Origin of the sequence: Bradyrhizobium sp. CCGB12 (genome assembly GCF_024199845.1) — a bacterium.
Taxonomy (GTDB): domain Bacteria; phylum Pseudomonadota; class Alphaproteobacteria; order Rhizobiales; family Xanthobacteraceae; genus Bradyrhizobium.
Genome location: NZ_JANADO010000001.1, coordinates 342587 through 360877, shown reverse-complemented (window position 1 = coordinate 360877; position 18291 = coordinate 342587). Strand labels below are relative to the sequence as shown.

Below are 18291 nucleotides of genomic sequence, written 5' to 3'. Positions count from 1 at the left end.
TCGCCGACATCCAGTCGAACGGGGCACGCTCCAAACGACATCTTCAGGATAAATTATTTGGGCACGCCGTGCGCGGCGATATCGGCTTGACGGAACCGTCACAAATGCTCCATGCGTTATCAGTCAGTCGGCCGGACGGCCGCTCCGGCAGGTGCCGAAAGGCCGCCGGGGAGGAAAGTCCGGGCTCCCTTGACATGCGGTGCCGGATAACGTCCGGCGGGGGCGACCCCAGGGAAAGTGCCACAGAGAACGAACCGCCCGCCCTCGCCCCTTCGGGGCTTTGGCGAGGTAAGGGTGAAAAGGTGCGGTAAGAGCGCACCGCGGGTCCGGCAACGGAGCCGGCAGGGCAAACCCCACCGGGAGCAAAACCGAATAGGGACGGCATAGCGGGCTGTTCGCGAAAGCGATAACGCCGCGGGGTGATGTCAGGCCCGCCGTCCGGGTAGGTTGCTCGAGGCCATGTGCAAACATGACCCCAGAGGAATGGCCGTCACGTATCGTTCGCGCAAGCGGACGATGCCCTACAGAACCCGGCTTACAGGCCGGCTGATATCTTGCAACGAGGGGTTCGATGCTAGCGCATCGGACCCCTCACCATTTTGGGCACTGTCGTTCCGGGGCGTACGCAGCCATTCAAACGGTGTCATTCCGGGGCTCGCGACTTCGTCGCGCCCCGGAATGACGAACTAGGCAACAATCTTCTCCAACACCGACATCAGCGCCTCCGGCGCCGTCACGTTCGGCGCGTGGCTGGCATCGAGCTCGAAATAACGCCAGCCCTCCTCGCTCTTGGTGCGCCTCGCGAACTGCCCGAACACGTCACCCGGCGGAATGCGTGTGCAATAGATGTAGCTGCGCGGCATTGCCGGCTCGCCGTGCGCGAGCCTCAAGCTTGTCTCGAAGCACTTGATCGGCATTGGGACGCGGCGCGCATTGAGCCAGTCGAGATCGGCCTGCGGCGTGTCTGATGGCGGCGGGTTCGGCGGGATGCGATAGCCGTCGCTGGAGCTTGCTGCCTTGCGCATCGGCTCGCGGCCGGCTTCGTTGAGATCGAACAGCGACTGGCCGTCGCGCGGCACGAAGGCGTCGAGATAGATCAGTTGCGTCACGCGCTCGCGTGCGCGATCGGCGACGCCGGTCGCGACCATGCCGCCATAGCTATGGCCGAGCAGAACGATGTCGTTGAGATCCTCGAAGGCGATGACGTTGAGGATGTCCTGGATATGCGTCTCGAGATCAATCGAGGGACTTGCCAGATGCGCGCGCTCGCCCAGGCCCGTATAGGTCGGCGCCACCAGGCGGTGGCCGGCCTGCGCCATCAGCGGCTGCATCTTTGTCCAGGCCCATCCGCCGGACCATGCGCCATGACAGAGCAGAAAGGTCTTCGCGCGTGCGGTCATCGGCGTTTCCATCGTTGTCGTTGATACGATGGAGTGTAGCGGCCGGGCGCGCGATGTAAACGTCGTCGCCTAGGCCGCGCGCGTGTCCGCCTTCACCAGCACCGGCGCAAGCTCATCGGCCTCGCGCCGCAGCTTGCTCGCCTCGAAGCCGTGCATGCCGAGCTGCCATTGCAGCCCCACGATGGCGCCTTTGGTCGGTTGCAGCAATGCGAGCGACGCGAACAGCGTTACCGGCAGCCACACGGCCAGTTGTAGCCACTCCGGTGGCGCATAGGCGGTCTCGACCGCGAGAATCGCGGGCACCACGAGATGGCCGACCACGACCATCACAAGATAGGCCGGGAAGTCGTCGGCGCGCTGGTGAAACAGCTCCTCACCGCAATGGTCGCAGGCGTCAGCCACTTTCAGGAAGCGGCCGAACATGTGCCCTTCCCCGCAATTCGGACATTTGCCGCAGAAACCGCGCCACATCGCCTTTGCCAGAGAGACCGTCGCCATGACCACACCTCTTCCTTTTCAATGATCCATACAATAGTATCTTGCATCCATACATTCAAAGGATATGGGGCTAAATTGCATGGATTGGACTCCTACAATCTCGGAGCTCTCAGGTCCGCGCTATCAGCGCATCGTCGAGGCCATGGAGGCTGACATCGCCGCGGGCCGGCTGGTGCGCGGCCAGCAATTGCCGACGCAACGGGCGCTCGCAAAAGCGCTCGGCATCGACCTCACCACGGTGACGCGCGCCTACACCGAAGCCCGGCGCCGCGGCATCATGGAAGCCCGGGTCGGACAAGGCTCGTTCGTGTCCGAGACCAGCGCGCGCCGCGCAATCGACCTGCCGCATCCGGTCGCGATCGACCTCTCGATGAACGTGCCGCCGCATCCGCTGGAGGCGCAGCTCGACGAGCGGATCATCGCAGGGATGGAGGCCATCCGCGCGCAATCGGGCCTGACGGCGCATCTCAACTATCAGCCCCCCGGCGGCAGCGCGCATGAGCGCGAGGTCGCGGCGCGCTGGATGCGCGCACGCGTTTCGCATGCGCATGCCGACAGGCTCGTGATCTTTCCCGGCACGCAAACCATCCTGTTCAACCTGCTCGCGCACCTTGCGCGGCCTGGCGACGTTGTGCTGACGGAAGCCCTCACCTTCCCCGGCATCAAGGCCGCCGCCGCACGGCTCGGTGTCAAGCTCGTCGGCGTCGCCATGGACGACGGCGGCATCCTGCCCGATGCGCTGGCGGAAGCCTGCCGCGCGCACAAGCCGAAAGCCGTCTATCTGATTCCGACGCTGCACAATCCGACCACGGCGACGCTTTCCGCCGCTCGGCGCGATGCGATCGCAAGGATCATCGGCGACGCCGACACGATGCTGATCGAGGACGACGCCTATGGGCTGCTCGATCGCTCGGCATCGCCGATCGCGAGCCTCATTCCGGAGCGGACTTATCTCGCGACCACGCTGTCAAAATGCATCGCACCGGCGCTGCGCGTCGCCTATCTGCTGACGCCCGACAGTGGCGCGCAGTTTCAAATGCGCAGCTATTTGCAGGCCACCGTGCAGATGCCCGCGCCGCTGATGGTCGCGCTGGTGACGCATTGGATCGAGACCGGCATCGCCGATCGCATCATCACCGCGATCCGGAGCGAGGCGGTCGGCCGCCAACAGCTCGCCCAACGCGCGCTGAAGGGATTTCAGTTCCTGGCCAAACCCGCCGCTCATCATCTGTGGCTGCGGCTGCCGGAGGATCGACCGGACGTCGCAGCGCATCTCCTGCGAAATGGACTGGCGGTCGTCGCCGGCGATGCCTTCACTGTGGCCGGCACACCGCCGCATGCGGCGCGGGTCTCCTTGGGCGCCGCGCGAAATCGATCAGAGCTGACGGAGGCGCTGCGCATTCTGGTCGGCGCGCTGCACAAGCCCGCCGACACCAGGCAGATCGTGTAACCGGCGATCGCGAGAGCGGACCACAGGCGCAACCTTCTGATGGCTCTTCCGCGAAAGCCCGGCACCGCAGATCACGCCTGCATGCAGCATGGATTGACCTGCACGGCGGCAAGCGTGCTATGCGGGCGATCGCGATCAACTATTCGGGACCGCCCGGACGACGAGGACAATCCGTTGGAAATGCTCACCTACTTACTGCTGGTGTTCGGCGCGCTGGCCGGCGGCTTCGTCTCGGGACTGGCCGGCTTCGGCACGGCCCTCATGGCGCTTGGCATCTGGCTCTATGTCCTGCCGCCCTCGCTCGCGGTGCCCCTGGTGCTGATCTGCTCGGTGATCGCGCAGACCTCGACACTGCCCTCGATGTGGAAGAGCTTTGACCTCTCGCTGGTGTGGCCGTTCCTGATCGGCGGACTGATCGGCGTTCCCCTGGGGACCATGATGGTCGCCTCGGCCGATCCAAAAGTGTTCAAGCTGAGCGTTGGCGTGCTGCTTCTGATCTTCTCGAGCGCGCTATATCTGAACAAGAAGCCGCTTGCCTTCAAGTTCGGCGGCCGGATCGCCGACGGTGCGATCGGATTTGCCGGCGGCATATTGGGCGGGCTTGCGGGACTGTCCGGGCCGCTGCCGATCCTGTGGGCCAACATCCGTGGCTGGAACAAGCACGAGCGGCGCGGCATCTTCCAGCTCTTCAATTTCACCGTGCTCGCCACCGCGCTGGTGTTGCAGACGGCGTCAGGTCTCGTCGAACTCAAGGTGGTCTGGCTCGCACTGGTCGCCTTTCCTGGCACGCTGATCGGCGCATGGGCCGGCGCGCGCGTGTATCACGCGCTGAACGACAAGCATTTTGGCGACGTCGTGCTCGGTCTCCTGTTCCTGTCTGGCCTCGCTCTCGTCTGGAACAGTGTTGGCGCACACTGACGCGCGCGCCAACGAAGATGCGTCCTTGTCGCGGCAGGACAAGGCTGTCGCTATGCCGGCAAGCGCGCAGGAGGCGCTTCAGGCTCAGCCTCCACCTGTTCCGGAACCTCGGCGTGTCGAAGCGGAGCCAGGCGCTTGCCGAATTCGCGGTATAGCAACCACACGCTCAACGCAGCCTGAAGCGTCGTTGTCGCGATCGACAAATACCAGACGTGCTCCATCCGAAAGCCCGGCCACGTCGAGAGCCAGATCGACGGCAGGGAATAGGTGAGGACCCGCATTGCCGAGGTCACCAGCACGGGCTTGGTGTTGCCGAGCCCCTGGAACATGCTGGAGGTGGTGAAGATCAGCCCCTGCGCCACCATGTTGAACGAGACGATGTGCAGGAAGAGCGACGCAACCGCCATCGTTTCCCGATCACTCGAGAAGCCGGCAAGCAACAGACCTGGCGCGAGTTGCGCGAGGATCAGGAAGACAATCATCACTGCGGTCGCGACAAGCGCCGCCTTGGCAAAGGTCTCCCGCACGCGCGCGCCATTGCCGGCGCCGAAGTTCTGGCCGGCGATAGGCCCCGCAGCCAGCGCAATGGCGAGCGCAGGCATCTGGATCAGGCCGAGGAGACGCGTGCCGATACCAAATCCGGCCTGCGCCGCCGGGCCGAAAACGCTCAGCACATAATAGCCCACGCCCATGATGATGAAGACCATCACGAACTCACCGCCAGCGGGCAGGCCGACATTGAGGATTCTCTTCCACTGTAGAAGCTGAGGCCGCCATTGCGCAGGATGAAAAGCGACGTAGCGCTCCAGCTTCAGGAAATACGCGAGCAGCATCAGCACGCCGATGAAGACGGCGATCGAGCTTGCGAGGCCAGCCCCGGCGACACCGAGCGGATGGCCGGTGCCCCAGCCCGAGATCAGGACCGGCGCCAGCGCAATGTTGATGCCCACCGCGAGCGCCTGCACCAGCATGCTCGGCCGCACGATGCCGGTCGCCCGCAATGCGGACGCCATCACTTGCGTCGCGAATTGCAGCGCCAGCGCCGGCATGAACCAGAGCAGATAGATGGTGCCGGCTTCGACCGTCGCCTCGTCGGCCGCGACCGCGCGCATATAGGGGCGCGACAGCGCGAAACCCGCAACCAGTGTCAGCAGCCCGATCAGCACCGACAGGACGACCGACTGGTTGAACACCAGATTGGCATCGCCACGGTCCTTGCGGCCCACCGCATGCGCCATCAACGCAACCGTGCCGACGCCGAGCACCTGCATCAAGGCATTGACGAGAAAGCCGGCATTGCCGGCCGCGGCGACGCCCGCGATCGCGGCCTCGCCCAGGCTCGAGACGAAGTAGAGGTCGACGAGCTGGCAGATCATGATCGTGATCATGCCAACCACGATCGGTGGAGCCATGCTCAGGATATGGCCCACGATGGAGCCGTGCGTCAGGTCTTTCATGTCAGTCCATCCCTGCCCTAATCCTTCGCAGCTTGCAGACGTTCTCCCCCGTCCGCAGGCTGCGCCTCATTCCGCTGCCGCGATCTGCCCGAGCTCCACCACCTGGCGCTCGAACAGACCGCGATAGATGCCGCCGGGCTTGGCCGCGAGCAGCGCATGCGTGCCCTGCTCGACGATCTCGCCGCGGTCGAACACCAGGATGCGATCGAGGCTCCGCACCGTCGACAGCCGGTGCGCGATCACGATCGAGGTGCGGCCCTTCATCAGCCGCTCCATCGCCTCTTGGATCAGCGCCTCCGATTCCGAATCGAGGCTCGAGGTCGCCTCGTCCAGGATCAGCACCGGCGCATCGGCAAGGAATGCGCGCGCCAGCGCCACGCGCTGCCGCTCGCCGCCCGAGAGCTTCACGCCGCGCTCGCCGACCAGCGTGCCGTAGCCCTTGGGCAGGCGCAGGATGAAGTCGTGCGCATTCGCAAGCCGCGCCGCCTGCTCGATCGCCTCGAGGCTGGCGCCGGGTCGGCCATAGGCGATGTTCTCGGCGAGCGAGCGGTGGAACAGGATCGGCTCCTGCTGCACGATCGCGATCTGGCTGCGCAGCGATTGCTGCGTCGCCAGCGCGATGTCCTGCCCGTCGATCAGCACGCGGCCGCCGGAGACGTCGTAAAGACGCTGCACCAGCTTGACGAAGGTGGTCTTGCCGGAGCCGGACCGGCCGACGAGACCGACCCGCTCGCCGGCGCGGATCGTCAGTGACAGCCCGTCATACAGCGGCGCGCGATGGCCGCCATAATGGAACGTGACGTCGTCGAACACGATCTCGCCGCGCTCGATCGCAATCGGCAGCGCACCGGAAGCATCCGCAATGCCGATCGGCTCGTCATGGATCGCCACCAGCTCCTCCATGTCGTTGACCGAACGCTGGAGGTTGTTGATGTGCATGCCGACGTCGCGCAAGTAAGCGTGGATGACGTAGTAGCTCGTCAGCACATAGGTGACGTCGCCGGGCGAGGCGTGCCCGGACATCCACAGCAGCACCGATCCGCCGATCACGGACGCGCGCAGGCACAGCAGCAAGGAAAGCTGCGACATGGCCGTGTAGTTGTAGCGATACCAGGTCCGCCGCACGCGCACGCTCCAGCGATTGATGACGCGTGCGAGCCGCACATCCTCACGCGCTTCGGCGCCGAAGGATTTCACCACCGCATTGCAGGTCAGCGCGTCGGCCAGCGTGCCGCCGACCTTGGTGTCCCAGGCATTGGAGACACGCGCGGCCGGCGCGATGTAGCGGGTCGAGAACAGCACCGTCATCGTGACATAGGCCAGCGCGCCGAGCGCGATCACCGCGCCGAGCGAGGCCCAGTGCACGCCGAGCAGGATCATCGACCCGATCAACACGACCAGCGAAGGCAGCAGCGCGAGCAGGATGGTGTCGTTCAAGAGGTCGAGCGCCCACATGCCACGCGTGACCTTGCGCACGGTGGAACCGGCAAACGAATTGGCGTGCCAGTCGGTCGAGAAGCGCTGCACGCGCATGAAGGCGTCCTGCGCGACCTCCGACATGATCTTCAGCGTGAACGGCACGATGGCCTGGAGACCTGCGAGCCGCAGCACCATCGAAGCCGCACCGAGCGCCACGATGGCGCCGAACGCGACCAGCGCCGCGTGACGCGCATCGGGATCGGAGGGCCCGCGCGTCAGCGCATCGATCAGATGCCCCGAGAAGAGCGGCATGAACAGGTCGGCGGCGGTCGCACCCAACAGGCTGCCGACGACGACAAGCGTACGCCCCGGCTGCTTGAGCCAGTGCTGGAAGACGAAAGGCAGCACCACGCGTATCGCTGCGGGCTTTTTTGACAGAGCGGTCATGGCATCATCCGGCCGCTCGCGCGGGCCGGCTCCATCGCTGGACGCAAGCCCGGCCGCAAGGGGCCGGACGGCGTCGCTTGATTTGGCTTGGGAAGTTGAGAGATCGGGACTTCAGACCCGATCGAAAGCTCGCGGAAATGACCCTAACGGGTCGAGCACACACCGAGCGAGAACATCGAACGCGGGCGCGCGGTCTGCGAATGTGACGAAGTCATGCAAATCCTCCCCGGTTCGATTGAATGAGGTGCGCTTTATAGATGTGCCGTTTGCGATTTGCAACGGGGCCCGTGCGAAATCACGAACGAGTGTTGCAATTTGGTGCGGGGGTGGCGAGCACTCCGCTGTCATGCCCTGGCTGATGCGCGTCGCCGCCGCCTCAATCTCCGCTGTCATCCCCGCGAGCGTGGAGCTGCGTCAATGCGCGTCGCCGCCACCGGTCATCGCGGCCGGCTTGTTCAGCAGCGCGACCAGCAGGCTGAGGCCGAGATAGAACAGCGTCAGCATGAAGAAGGCGTCGCCGAAACTCATCACCACGGCCTGGCGGTGCACGAGCTGGGAGAGCTGCTTCATCGCCATCAGCGTGGAATCGCCGAGCCCCTGAAACTTCTGCATGAACATGGTCAGGGTTTCGGTCGCGGTGGCGTTGCCCCATGTCACGCGCTCCTGGAGGCGCGTGATGTGCAGGTCGGTGCGGTCGTTGAGCACGGTGTTGATGACGGCGAGGCCGACCGCGCCGCCGAGATTGCGCATCAGGTTGAAAAGGCCGCTCGCGTTCTTCACCCGATCGGGCGCCAGCGTGCCGAGCGCGATGTTGTTGGTCGGCACCATCGCGAACATCATGCCGATGCCGCGCAGGATCTGCGGCACCAGCAGCTCGTAGAAATCGTAGTCGCGCGTGATCCAGGTCATCTGGTAAGAGCCGATCGCGAACACGACGAGGCCGAAGGCGATCATGTAGCGCATGTCGAACTTCACCATGAGGCGGCCGACCAGCGGCGCGACCAGGAACATGGTGATGCCCGAGACGAACATAGTCTCGCCGATCATCAGCGCGCTGTAGCCGCGCACCTCGGCGAGATAGCGCGGATAGATATAGGTCAGGCCGTAAAGGCCGATGCCGATGCAGAACTGCAAAAGGCAGCCGATGGCGAAATTGCGGTTGGAGAAGGTGCGCAGATTGACGATCGGCTCGGCCGCCGTGAACACGCGCCAGAAGAAGGCGACCGCCGAGATCGCGCAGATCCAGGCGCAGATTGCCACGGAGGTGTCTTGCATCCATTCATATTGCGGCCCCTCCTCCAGCACATATTCCAGCGTGCCGAGGAAGCCCGCCATGAACAGCAGCCCCCACCAGTCGAAGCGGTCGAGCAGCTCGAAATGCGGCTCGTCGAAATCGACCAGCGCCAGAACGCCCAGGGTGATGCCGATGCCGGGCAGCACGTTGATGAAGAACAGCCAGTGCCACGACATCAGGTCGGTGATGTAGCCGCCGACGGTCGGGCCGATGGTCGGGGCCAGCGTTGCGACGAGACCGATGATGGGACCGACGATGTGGAATTTCGTGCGCGGGAAGACGGTATAGGCCGAGGCGAACACCGTCGGGATCATGCCGGCCCCGAGAAAGCCCTGGAGTGCGCGCCAGAGGATCATCTCCTCGATTGTCGTGGCAAAGCCGCAGAGCAGGCTCGATGCGGTGAAGCCCGCCGCCGAGATCGCGAACAGCAGCCGCGTGCCGAAGGCGCGCGACAGAAAGCCGGACAGCGGGATCGCGATGACCTCGGCGATCAGATAGGCGGTCTGGACCCACGAGACCTCGCTGGAGCTCGCGGACAATCCGGCCTGGATTTCGCTGAGGGACGCCGAGACGATCTGGATGTCCAGGATCGACATGAACATCCCGAACACCATGATGATGAAGGCGAACAGCCGCTTCGGCGCGATGCGCTCCGAAGCGGGATCCGCCATCATGGCAGGTGAAGCGGTGGTGGCGTCGGCCATCGTCCGACCTCGCAGCGCTCGGGTTGGCTACTGCGGATGGACGGCGGGATCGTCGAGATCGACCTCGCTGTCGGCGTCGGCGGCGCCCTTGTTGGTGTCGACGGTCGCATAGACCGACATGCCGGCGCGGAGCAGGTTCTGCTTCGCCACCGACTTCGGCACCCGGATGCGGACCGGCACGCGCTGCACGATCTTGGTGAAATTGCCGGTGGCGTTGTCGGGCGGCAGCAGCGTGAACACCGAGCCGGAGCCCGCCGCAATGCTGTCGACCACGCCGGAGAACTTGCGCATGCCGTAGGCATCGACCTTGATCGTCACCGGCTGGCCGGGACGGATGCGCTTGAGCTGGGTTTCCTTGAAATTGGCGTCGATATAGACATCGTCGAGCGGCACGATGTTGCCGAGGCGCTGGCCGACCGCAACGAAGTCGCCGGTGTTGACCAGGCGATTCGAGAACGTGCCGTTGACCGGCGCGCGCACCGCGGTGAAGCCGAGGTCGCGCTCGGCCTTGGCGAGCGTGGTCTTGAGCTCGGCGAGCTGCGCCTGCGCTTCGGCCTGCTGCGCCTTGGCGACGTCGACATTGCTGACGGCGACATCGTAGGCGGCCTGCGCGGCCTTGACCGCGGCGGCGCCCTGGTCGCGTCCGGCCTCCGAGCTCTCGAACACGGCGCGCGAGGCAAAGCCCTTGTTGCTCAGCGCCTGCTGACGCTCGTAATCGAGGTCGGCGCGCTTGAGGCCGGCTTCAGCCGAGACGAGCTGCGCCTTGGCCTGCGCGACCTGGCTGTCGAGCGCTGCGACCTGGCGGCCGATGCGGTCGATGGTGGCCTGCTGGGTCGCGATCCTGGTCGCGGCGGCATCGACCGCGATCTTGTAGTCGCCCTCGTCGATGCGGAAGACGACGTCGCCGGCGCGCACCGGCGTGTTGTCGCCGGCGAGGATCGAAGAGATGTGGCCGGCAACGCGCGCACCGAGCATGGTGTTGTTGGCGCGGACATAGGCGTCGTCGGTGGAGATGTAGAAGCGGCCGACCAGCGTGTAATAGCCGGCATAGCTGGCGGCGGCGAGCGCGAGGACGAGGCCGACACCCATCAGGACGAATTTGCGCTTGCCGGACTTGGGCGCACCGGACTTGGGCGCGCCGGCAGCGGGCGCCTCTGGCGCAGGTGCGGCCGGCTTGTCGGTCACGGGCTTCTCCGGCGCCTCACGACGTTTGGTTTCCTCGGCCACATGAGCGCGCAACTCGGCAAGGGGGGCGGATGTCTCGGACGCACCATCAACGCCCGCCTCCCCCATCGCTTCGTGGCGAAGGACGCGCGCAGCCTGGTCTCTCGATACGGCCATGAAGGCCTCCCCAAAATGAATGCGACCAAGGACGGCCGTTATGCGGCCGGTTCCCCTCGCTCATTCCAAATATCATTGACCGAACGGTTCGGTCAATATACATAATGTTCCCGCGGGACCCTAGTGGCCCGAATCCTTTATTTGGGTTTCATGGCTCCAGACCCGATTCAAAAACTTTCCGAGACCCTAAACCAATGGTTGTAGCTGCCAGCGAACGTCTCCAAGTCGTCCAGGAAGAGGACAGCTCCAAGCGCCGCCAGATCCTGGACGGGGCCCGCCATGTGTTTATGGCGCTCGGTTTCGACGGTGCCAGCATGGGCGAGATTGCGCGCGCGGCGCAGGTCTCCAAGGGCACGCTCTACGTCTACTTCGCCGACAAATGCGCGCTGTTCGAAGCCATTCTCGAAGAGGAAGCGCTCCAGCACGGCCAGGTCGTGTTCAATTTCGATCCCGCGCGCGATGCCGAAACCACACTGAAGGAGTTCGGCCGCGCCTACATTCATTTGCTCTGCCGCCCCGGCGGCGGATCGGCGATCCGCACCGTGATGGCCATCGCCGAGCGCATGCCCGAGGTCGGCCGCCGCTATTATGCGCGGGTGCTCGACAAGACCATCAACCGCCTCTCCGAGTACCTCAGCGCCCACGTCGCCTCCGGCGATCTCGAGATCGACAATTGCGATCTTGCGGCTTCGCAATTCATGGAACTCTGCAAGGCCTCACTCTTCCTGCCCTTCGTCTTCCAGGCCGCGCCCGCACCATCGGAAGAGCGGATGACCGAGGTGATCGACAGCGCGACGCGGATGTTCCTGGCGGCATATCGGGTGAAATAGCAACAGCAGGCCGCGCGTTGCGCGGGTCGGCCTCGCGGCACTATATTGCGACCATGTCTCGTGATCTTCGCACACCGGTCGACATCCTCCACTATGAGATCGTCCAGGAACAGGCTTCGGCGCTTGGACGCATGGGCCGCGCGCTCGAACAGACACTGACGCGCCTGCGCGAGTTCGACACCGCCCACGAGCACGCGGAGACGCCGGCCTCGCTGCAACCGGCGAGGCGCAAGCTGGTCGCGGAAGCCGGTCAGGCGCTCTGGATGTTCGTGGTGCAGCGTGAGGCAACGGGCTTGCGCGACAGCCGCCATATCATGCGCACCTACAACGTCCCGGGCGAGGTGCAGCGGTGCATGGGGGTGGCCCCTGCACCGTCGAAGCCGACCTCGACATGACCTGATGAGCTGCCGCCTCGGCAGACACGACGCGTGATTGCGCGAAACTGTCGCCCAACCTCGGCTTCAAGCACCTCACTCGTCGGCGTACTCGTCTTCCTCATGCTTGCGCGTCGCGCTCTTGCGCGCACCGAGCGAGCCGGTGACAGAGGGATCGCGCGCATTGGCATAGGGGCTGCGCGATTGCGCGCGCGCGGCGACCTCTTCGCCGGACGCGGCGGCCGGCTGGCAGATCAGGCGACGGCTGGCGCGGCGCATCAGGTCGACGTGAATGTGATCGTAGTGATAGACGTTCGAGCCCGGCGCGAGCACCGTGGTGAAATGCGCGCACGCACCTGACTGCACGTCGCGCAAGAATCCCTGCTCTTCAGGCATGCCGCGCCAGCCACCCTTCACGGTGACGCGGCGGCCGTCGGCGAGCACGAAGGCGGAGATGTCGAGCGCATTGCCGAAGGCGTGCTCGGAGATGTGGGCATGCGAGTTGCCGTTCATGCCGCGGCAGGAATAGGCAGAGATCTGCTTGATCTCGGCGACGCGGACGCCAAACCAGCGCATGGCCGAGGGCTGCACGGTATCGGCGAGCCAGCGGTCGAGCTCGGACACGATCGGACACGCCAGCGTCGCGGTCGGCTTGATCGCAACGGGACCGACGGCGGTGACGGGATTGCCCTGCGCCGGGCCAAGACGCGGCAGCGGCTGCTGCGCGGGCGCCTGCGAATAAGGCGCCGGACCGGCCGGCCGCGACGGATAGCTCGGCGCATTCATGTAGCGCGCCGCGCCCGCGGCATCAGTGCCCTCGGGCGGCAGATCGATCTCGTCTTCCTGCGGCGCCACGCCGGGCGCGTTCAGCGACATCGGTCCGGCTGAGTTGCCATAGCCGGAGGGCTGGCGCACCGCGCTCTCGGGGTAGTTCGACCGCGGCGGATAGGAGGATGCCGGATAATTCTGGCTCTGCGGATAGTTCGATCGCGGCTGCGTCACCGGCCAGCGCGGCTGGCTGCCGATGCTCCCCGGCGGACGCAACTCCTCGTCGGCAAAACCATAGCTGCCGGAGGCTTCGCCGATGGCGGCGACCTTGAGTGGAAATTCGGCGCCACACTGGCCGGGGCCGGAGATCGGGTCGATGCGGACGATGTCCGCACTCTCCTTCACCGCCCCTGATTTCAGGCACGCCGCTTCCGCCTCGGCTCGCCACGGTTCACGTTCGGCCTGGAAGAAGCCGCGTCCGCAACCCGCTAGCGAAACAAGGACGATGGAGCCGACGAGATACAAACGAACTCCGCGCGTCATGCACGCACGTTCGGTGAATTTACTTAAAGACTCTTCAACGTGTCGGTTTCAGCTTTCCTTAACCATGCCGACCCGCGCGCGACGAAGCGCTGCCAGGACTGAGCGGCAGCAACGCTGACTTTTTCGGAAAGAGACTTTCTGTTAACCATAAAGCCAGGGCAAGGCGCGCGACAGCGGGAGCGACCTCATGACGTTCGCCGGCAGACTGAGCGTTATCACCGCCTACCTCGCCATGGCCTTCGTCGGCGCCATCGTGCTCGGCATGATCTAAAGGCTCATCAAGCGCAGGCTCTTCTTCCCTTCTCCTCTTCTAGGAAAAGGTGGCGCGCGTAGCGCGACGGATGAGGGGTTCTATCCTCGCGCGCTTGTGCTCGTGGAGACAAACCCCTCACCCCAGTGAGTCCGTGTCGACCAGCGGAGCTGCCCTCTCCCACAAGGGGCGAGGGCACAGCAATGCGCATCTAACGGCATATCGCGAGAGCTACGATCTCACACCGCTCGACTGCCGCGACGTCGTGATCATTTGCTCTCGCGGCGCCTCAACGCGCGTCCAGTCGTTGCCGGAGCAAAAGAAGTGGCCGAGCGCGCAGGCTTCGACGTGCAGCTTGCCAGAACTCTTCAGCGTCATCGTCGAGTAATAGGTGTTGCCGCTGGAACGGCTGTAGATGCTGCCGGTCCAGACGTCGTGCGTTTTCGGCTTCATGTTGACGAGCACGCTCTCGCCACGGCTTGAGGCCTCGGTCAGTGCGTAACCGCACAGTGCAGATCCACAGCGCTCGATGCGGACCGTGCCCTTGGCACCCACGCTCTCCCATTCACCGAGCGGCGAATAGGCCGGCTCATCGTCGCTGCGTTGAGAGATCGTCGTGCCCTGATTGGTCTCCGGCTTCGGGGCGATGACTGGTGGCTCCATGCGCGGCGGATTGGGGCTCAGTAGCTCACCCTTTGGTACCTCGAGTTTTGGCGCAGGCGGAGGCACGACCGGCTGTGATGTCGCGGCAGCAAGGACGGGGGCCACCGGTGCCGGTAGCGGAGCGAGGACCGCCGCTTGCGCCGACTTGACCGGCGCCGCCGGACAAACCGGCTGCGGCGCCTGGACGACCGGCGCGGGCGCCGGCCGCGCGGCCGGTGCTGTGCCGACGTCGTCTGTCGGCCGGAGGCTGCGAGTGGACATCGAAACACAGGACGCAGATCGGCAATGGCGGGGCGACTCGACATGGAAGCGGTGGCCGCGGATCGAGAAGGAAAAGGAACCAGCCTCGGCTGCGGGCGCAATCGCCATCAGGGCGATCAATGTGCCAAGCGAAATCGCAAGCCGCTTCATCGATGCCTCCCTCTGTGCCGCGGCGACGTTAGCCAGATGAAGAATGGCCGAATGTGCGCCGGCTCACGCAGACGGCCGCAAGCCCTTGTGACGTCCGTCACGGAAGACGGGGTGGACCCGGCATAGGGTCGAACCACGCTTTCATCCACCAGCGACGGTCAGTCCATACCGGGACCACGCCATTTTCGGAGGTTGTCATGAACAAGCTCACCATCGCCGCCACAGCGCTCTTCCTCGCGTCGACCGCCGCCGCACATGCCGGCAGTTCGATCTCGTTCCAGATCGAAGGCCAGCACATCCGCATCGAGACGCCGCGCAACTGCGCCTCGCTCAATTGCGTGACCATCGTCGCGCCAGGCCTGTCGGACAAGCCGATCAAGCTGAACAACATCAACCTCAAGGGCCTCGGCGGCTCCAAGGACGATGACATCGATACCACGCCGGCTCCGGCGACCACGACGGCGCAGCCCACACCGGCTCCGGTGCAGCAGCAGCCCGCGCCTCAATCGGCTGCGCCCGCCGCGCCAGCCGTTACCACTCCCGCCGCCCCGGCAGCACCCGCGACTGTTGCCGCCGTTCCGTCCGTCGGCTCCGACAACACGCAGGCCGCCCCTGTTGCGGCGCCTGCTCCCGTTCCCGCACCCGTCGCGGCTGCTCCCGCGCCGGCCCCGGCTCCCGTTGCCGCGCCTGCGCCCGCCGCGATACCGAACTCGCCGGTCGGCGTGTGGGCGACCGAAGAGAACAAGGGCAATGTCCGTGTCGAGCAGTGCGGCGCCAATCTCTGCGGCTATGCCGTGAAGACCAACGAGCGCATCCTGATCAACATGAAGCCCGACGGCTCGAAGTGGAGCGGCCGCATCCACGATCCCAACTCCGGCCGCAACTACGACTCGACCATCGCGATGAAGGGCCCGAATGCGATGCGCGTGCAGGGCTGCGCGTTCGGCGGCATGTTCTGCGGCGGCCAGACCTGGAAGCGCGTGAGCTGACGCTAACCTCATCTCCAGCACACGGTCTTCGTCATGCCCGGGCTTGTCCCGGGCATCCTACTTAGCCCCCAAGCTAGCACTGCATGCGGTTTAAGCGTTCGCCTCTCTACGACACCCATTCATCGGCCATTCAGCTGACCCCGGCTGAAATCCGCGGCTCTCGCCTCCGCGTTCTCACCGGGACCTCCTCGTGACTTCATTGGTAGCCTGGCGCCGCTTCGTGCTCGCGCTCGCCCTGCTCGCATTGCCGCTGGCAGGCAGCAGCGTGGCTTGTGCATCCGAAGCGATGGAGCTTGCCCAGGCGCAGCCACAAACACAGCCGATACCCGCTCCCTCCCCGACGCCGTCGGCCTCACCTGTTCCCGCGACAGACGCGCAGCCCGCCGCAGTCGAACCGATCGGCAACGTCGCGACGGTGACGGGGATCGCGACAGTGATCCGCGACAAGAACTCGTATCCGCTGCGCGTGCGCGACGACATCTATCTCAACGACGTCGTGCAGACCTCGTCGAACTCCTCGCTCGGCGTCACCTTCAACGACGCCACCACGTTCAATCTCTCCGCCAGCGCCAGAATCACCGTCGACAGCTACGTCTATGAGGACGGCGGCAAGCAGAATGCCGCGATCTTCGACGTCGGCAAGGGCACGGTCGCCTTCGTTGCGGCAGCGGTGGCGAAGACCGGCGACATGAAGATCACGACGCCGACCGCGACACTCGGCATCCGCGGCACGACCGGCGTCGTCGACGTGCCGGAAGGCGCAGCGGCGAACAGGGCGAGCAACGTCAACATCAAGCTCTATCCCGACGCCGACGGCCGGGTCGGGCATATCGACGTCGACGATCGCACCAGCGGCACGCGGCTTGGCGCGCTGACGCAAGCGTCCAGCGGCTTTGCGATCCGACCGGGCGCAGCGACGGCCGGAATCATGCGCTATGCGGCAGTGCCGATCACCATTCCACCGCAGCAGGTCGCGCGCGACCGCGGCTTCGTCAGCCAGGTGCATCTGGCGCAGACCACGGGCCGGCAGATCGTCACCGAACAACGCGACTTCCGCCGCTCCAATCCGAGCGCGCTCAGCCGTATTCCGCGGCCGGTCCAGCCGCAACAGCAGCAATTGCGTCCGAACACGGCGCCGGGTCAGCAACAGCAGCGGCCGAACGGCCAGCCCGGCCAGAACCTCCGTCCGGGCCAGCAGCAACCGGGCGCGCCGGGCCGCCAGGGAACACAGCAAGGCGTCCAGCCGCCGCAGCGGCAGGGCCAGGGGCAACAAGGCGGTGCGGTGCAGCCGGGTGGCCAGCGCGCGGGCCAGGGACAGCAGCAGCGGGGCCAACAGCAACAGGGTCAGCCGCAGCCCGGCCAGCAGCAGGGCACCGGACGTCCAGGTGCACAGCGCGGTGGACAGGGCACCGCGCCCAACGGCACGCCGCAAGTCCAGCCGCAGCGCGGCGGACAGCTTCAGCCTGGAGGAACAGTGACGCCACAACCGGGCACGACGCCGCAACTGAGCCCGCAGCCGCGACAGCCGCGTACCGGCATGCAGCCGGGCCAGCCGCCCGCGGCGCAACAGCCAGGCCTGCAGCGCCCCGGCGGATTCCAGCAGCGCCTGCCCGCCACACAACGCCCCGCAGCACCGCGTCGGCCCGCCTCTCCGAAGGACAAGAAAGAGCGGCGGTGACGCTCCGCACCATGAGGTCGACGTTGAGCACGGCCCTCTCCTCCGTCATTGCGAGCGCAGCGAAGCAATCCAGAGTCCCTCCGCGGAAAGATTCTGGATTGCTTCGCGGAGCCTGCCATCGGGCCGCGCTTCGCGCGGACCCGTTGGCTCGCAATGACGACTCGGAGAGAGCTGACGCCCCTACGAACATACCAGCTCGCGGACACTTCATCACCCACAAGCAGCGCGGCGCGACGACGCCTCACGCCTCGCCGCGCAGCCAGGCCTTCACCTTCTGCAACAGGCCGTGCCGCAACTCGTCGACCGAGGCGGCTTCGGCCGGCGTCAGCGGCTGCAAGGCGGCATCGATGTCGTCGGCCGCCAGCGACGGCGGCTCGGGAACGGCCGCAGGCGCCAGCCCCGCAGCCGCGAGCGCGATCGGACCAACCTGCGTGAGAAACGCGCGCTCATACTCGCGCGACAGCCGCGCGATGGCATCGTCCAGCGTCAGCCAGTCCACCGCCTTGATGTCGTTCATCAGCTTGCGGACGGGGCCGCCATCGGCCTCCATGCGCCAGAAATGCACGGCCTTGGTGCGCCCGCCCGACTGATAGACCAGCGTGCCCAGAAATTCGTGGATGGCGACATCGTGGCCAGTCTCCTCCAGCACCTCGCGATGCGCGGCGTCCTTCGGCGTCTCGCCGTCGTCGAGCTTGCCCTTGGGCAGGACCCATTCATTGCGCTTGCGCTGACGCACCACTGCAACCAGCGGCGGCGCACCTCGCCGCAGCACAATACCACCCGCCGCAAGTACCGGCGCCCGCGCCATCACTCGTTACCCGTCGTGTCGTCGAATCGTTTCCGCGGACGATATAGGC

General features: G+C 65.6%; 15 protein-coding genes and 1 other RNA gene. 7 read left to right on the top strand and 9 right to left on the bottom strand.

Going from position 1 to position 18291, the window contains the following annotated elements; genetic code table 11:
* Nucleotides 1-123 precede the first annotated feature (123 nt).
* Nucleotides 124-554, top strand: an RNA gene (gene rnpB / locus NLM27_RS01710) — RNase P RNA component class A.
* 132 nt (nucleotides 555-686) lie between these two features.
* Here the strand turns inward: rnpB and NLM27_RS01705 are convergent.
* Together NLM27_RS01705 and NLM27_RS01700 are read right to left on the bottom strand one after the other, a co-directional pair.
* A complete protein-coding gene (locus NLM27_RS01705) occupies nucleotides 687-1400 on the bottom strand; it encodes an alpha/beta fold hydrolase (protein ID WP_254141689.1) in 714 nt (237 codons plus the stop codon).
* Nucleotides 1401-1469: 69 nt separating this feature from the next.
* Nucleotides 1470-1898 (bottom strand): DUF983 domain-containing protein, encoded by a 429-nt coding sequence (locus NLM27_RS01700; RefSeq protein WP_254141688.1) that lies wholly within the window; start codon nucleotides 1896-1898, stop codon nucleotides 1470-1472.
* Between the two features lie 79 nt (nucleotides 1899-1977).
* Between NLM27_RS01700 and NLM27_RS01695 the strand changes: the two genes are divergently transcribed.
* Together NLM27_RS01695 and NLM27_RS01690 are read left to right on the top strand one after the other, a co-directional pair.
* Entirely contained in the window at nucleotides 1978-3348 is a 1371-nt protein-coding gene (locus tag NLM27_RS01695) for a PLP-dependent aminotransferase family protein (protein ID WP_254141687.1), read from the top strand.
* 174 nt (nucleotides 3349-3522) lie between these two features.
* Entirely contained in the window at nucleotides 3523-4266 is a 744-nt protein-coding gene (locus tag NLM27_RS01690; protein ID WP_254141686.1) for a sulfite exporter TauE/SafE family protein, read from the top strand.
* 50 nt (nucleotides 4267-4316) lie between these two features.
* Here the strand turns inward: NLM27_RS01690 and NLM27_RS01685 are convergent, their stop codons facing one another.
* The 4 genes from NLM27_RS01685 to NLM27_RS01670 form a co-directional block, all read right to left on the bottom strand.
* Nucleotides 4317-5723: an MATE family efflux transporter gene (locus tag NLM27_RS01685; protein WP_254141685.1), complete on the bottom strand. Its 1407-nt coding sequence runs from the start codon at nucleotides 5721-5723 to the stop codon at nucleotides 4317-4319.
* Between the two features lie 66 nt (nucleotides 5724-5789).
* Entirely contained in the window at nucleotides 5790-7589 is a 1800-nt protein-coding gene (locus tag NLM27_RS01680; RefSeq protein WP_254141684.1) for an ABC transporter ATP-binding protein, read from the bottom strand.
* A gap of 414 nt (nucleotides 7590-8003) precedes the next feature.
* On the bottom strand, nucleotides 8004-9587 hold the full coding sequence (locus tag NLM27_RS01675; RefSeq protein WP_254141683.1) for a DHA2 family efflux MFS transporter permease subunit: 1584 nt from the start codon (nucleotides 9585-9587) through the stop codon (nucleotides 8004-8006).
* 27 nt (nucleotides 9588-9614) lie between these two features.
* The gene (locus NLM27_RS01670; RefSeq protein WP_254141682.1) at nucleotides 9615-10928 is read right to left on the bottom strand and encodes an HlyD family secretion protein; all 1314 of its coding nucleotides are present in this window, start codon (nucleotides 10926-10928) and stop codon (nucleotides 9615-9617) included.
* 194 nt (nucleotides 10929-11122) lie between these two features.
* Here NLM27_RS01670 and NLM27_RS01665 point away from each other — a divergent pair, with 194 nt between their 5' ends.
* Nucleotides 11123-11758 carry a TetR/AcrR family transcriptional regulator gene (locus NLM27_RS01665; protein WP_254141681.1) on the top strand — a complete coding sequence of 212 codons (636 nt, stop codon included), beginning with the start codon at nucleotides 11123-11125 and terminating at the stop codon, nucleotides 11756-11758.
* A 53-nt stretch (nucleotides 11759-11811) separates the two neighbouring features.
* Nucleotides 11812-12153: a DUF6665 family protein gene (locus tag NLM27_RS01660; protein WP_254141680.1), complete on the top strand. Its 342-nt coding sequence runs from the start codon at nucleotides 11812-11814 to the stop codon at nucleotides 12151-12153.
* A 75-nt stretch (nucleotides 12154-12228) separates the two neighbouring features.
* Here the strand turns inward: NLM27_RS01660 and NLM27_RS01655 are convergent, their stop codons facing one another.
* Together NLM27_RS01655 and NLM27_RS01650 are read right to left on the bottom strand one after the other, a co-directional pair.
* Complete coding sequence (locus tag NLM27_RS01655) at nucleotides 12229-13443, bottom strand: extensin family protein (RefSeq protein WP_254141679.1); 1215 nt, start codon at nucleotides 13441-13443, stop codon at nucleotides 12229-12231.
* Between the two features lie 481 nt (nucleotides 13444-13924).
* The gene (locus tag NLM27_RS01650) at nucleotides 13925-14767 is read right to left on the bottom strand and encodes a DUF2147 domain-containing protein (protein WP_254141678.1); all 843 of its coding nucleotides are present in this window, start codon (nucleotides 14765-14767) and stop codon (nucleotides 13925-13927) included.
* A gap of 197 nt (nucleotides 14768-14964) precedes the next feature.
* Here NLM27_RS01650 and NLM27_RS01645 point away from each other — a divergent pair, with 197 nt between their 5' ends.
* Together NLM27_RS01645 and NLM27_RS01640 are read left to right on the top strand one after the other, a co-directional pair.
* Nucleotides 14965-15756: a DUF2147 domain-containing protein gene (locus tag NLM27_RS01645; RefSeq protein ID WP_254141677.1), complete on the top strand. Its 792-nt coding sequence runs from the start codon at nucleotides 14965-14967 to the stop codon at nucleotides 15754-15756.
* A gap of 199 nt (nucleotides 15757-15955) precedes the next feature.
* The gene (locus tag NLM27_RS01640) at nucleotides 15956-17434 is read left to right on the top strand and encodes a FecR domain-containing protein (RefSeq protein ID WP_254148728.1); all 1479 of its coding nucleotides are present in this window, start codon (nucleotides 15956-15958) and stop codon (nucleotides 17432-17434) included.
* A 241-nt stretch (nucleotides 17435-17675) separates the two neighbouring features.
* Here NLM27_RS01640 and NLM27_RS01635 read toward each other — a convergent pair whose 3' ends face one another.
* Nucleotides 17676-18242, bottom strand: coding sequence for an NUDIX hydrolase (locus NLM27_RS01635; RefSeq protein WP_254141676.1), 567 nt, complete (start codon nucleotides 18240-18242; stop codon nucleotides 17676-17678).
* Nucleotides 18243-18291 lie beyond the last annotated feature (49 nt).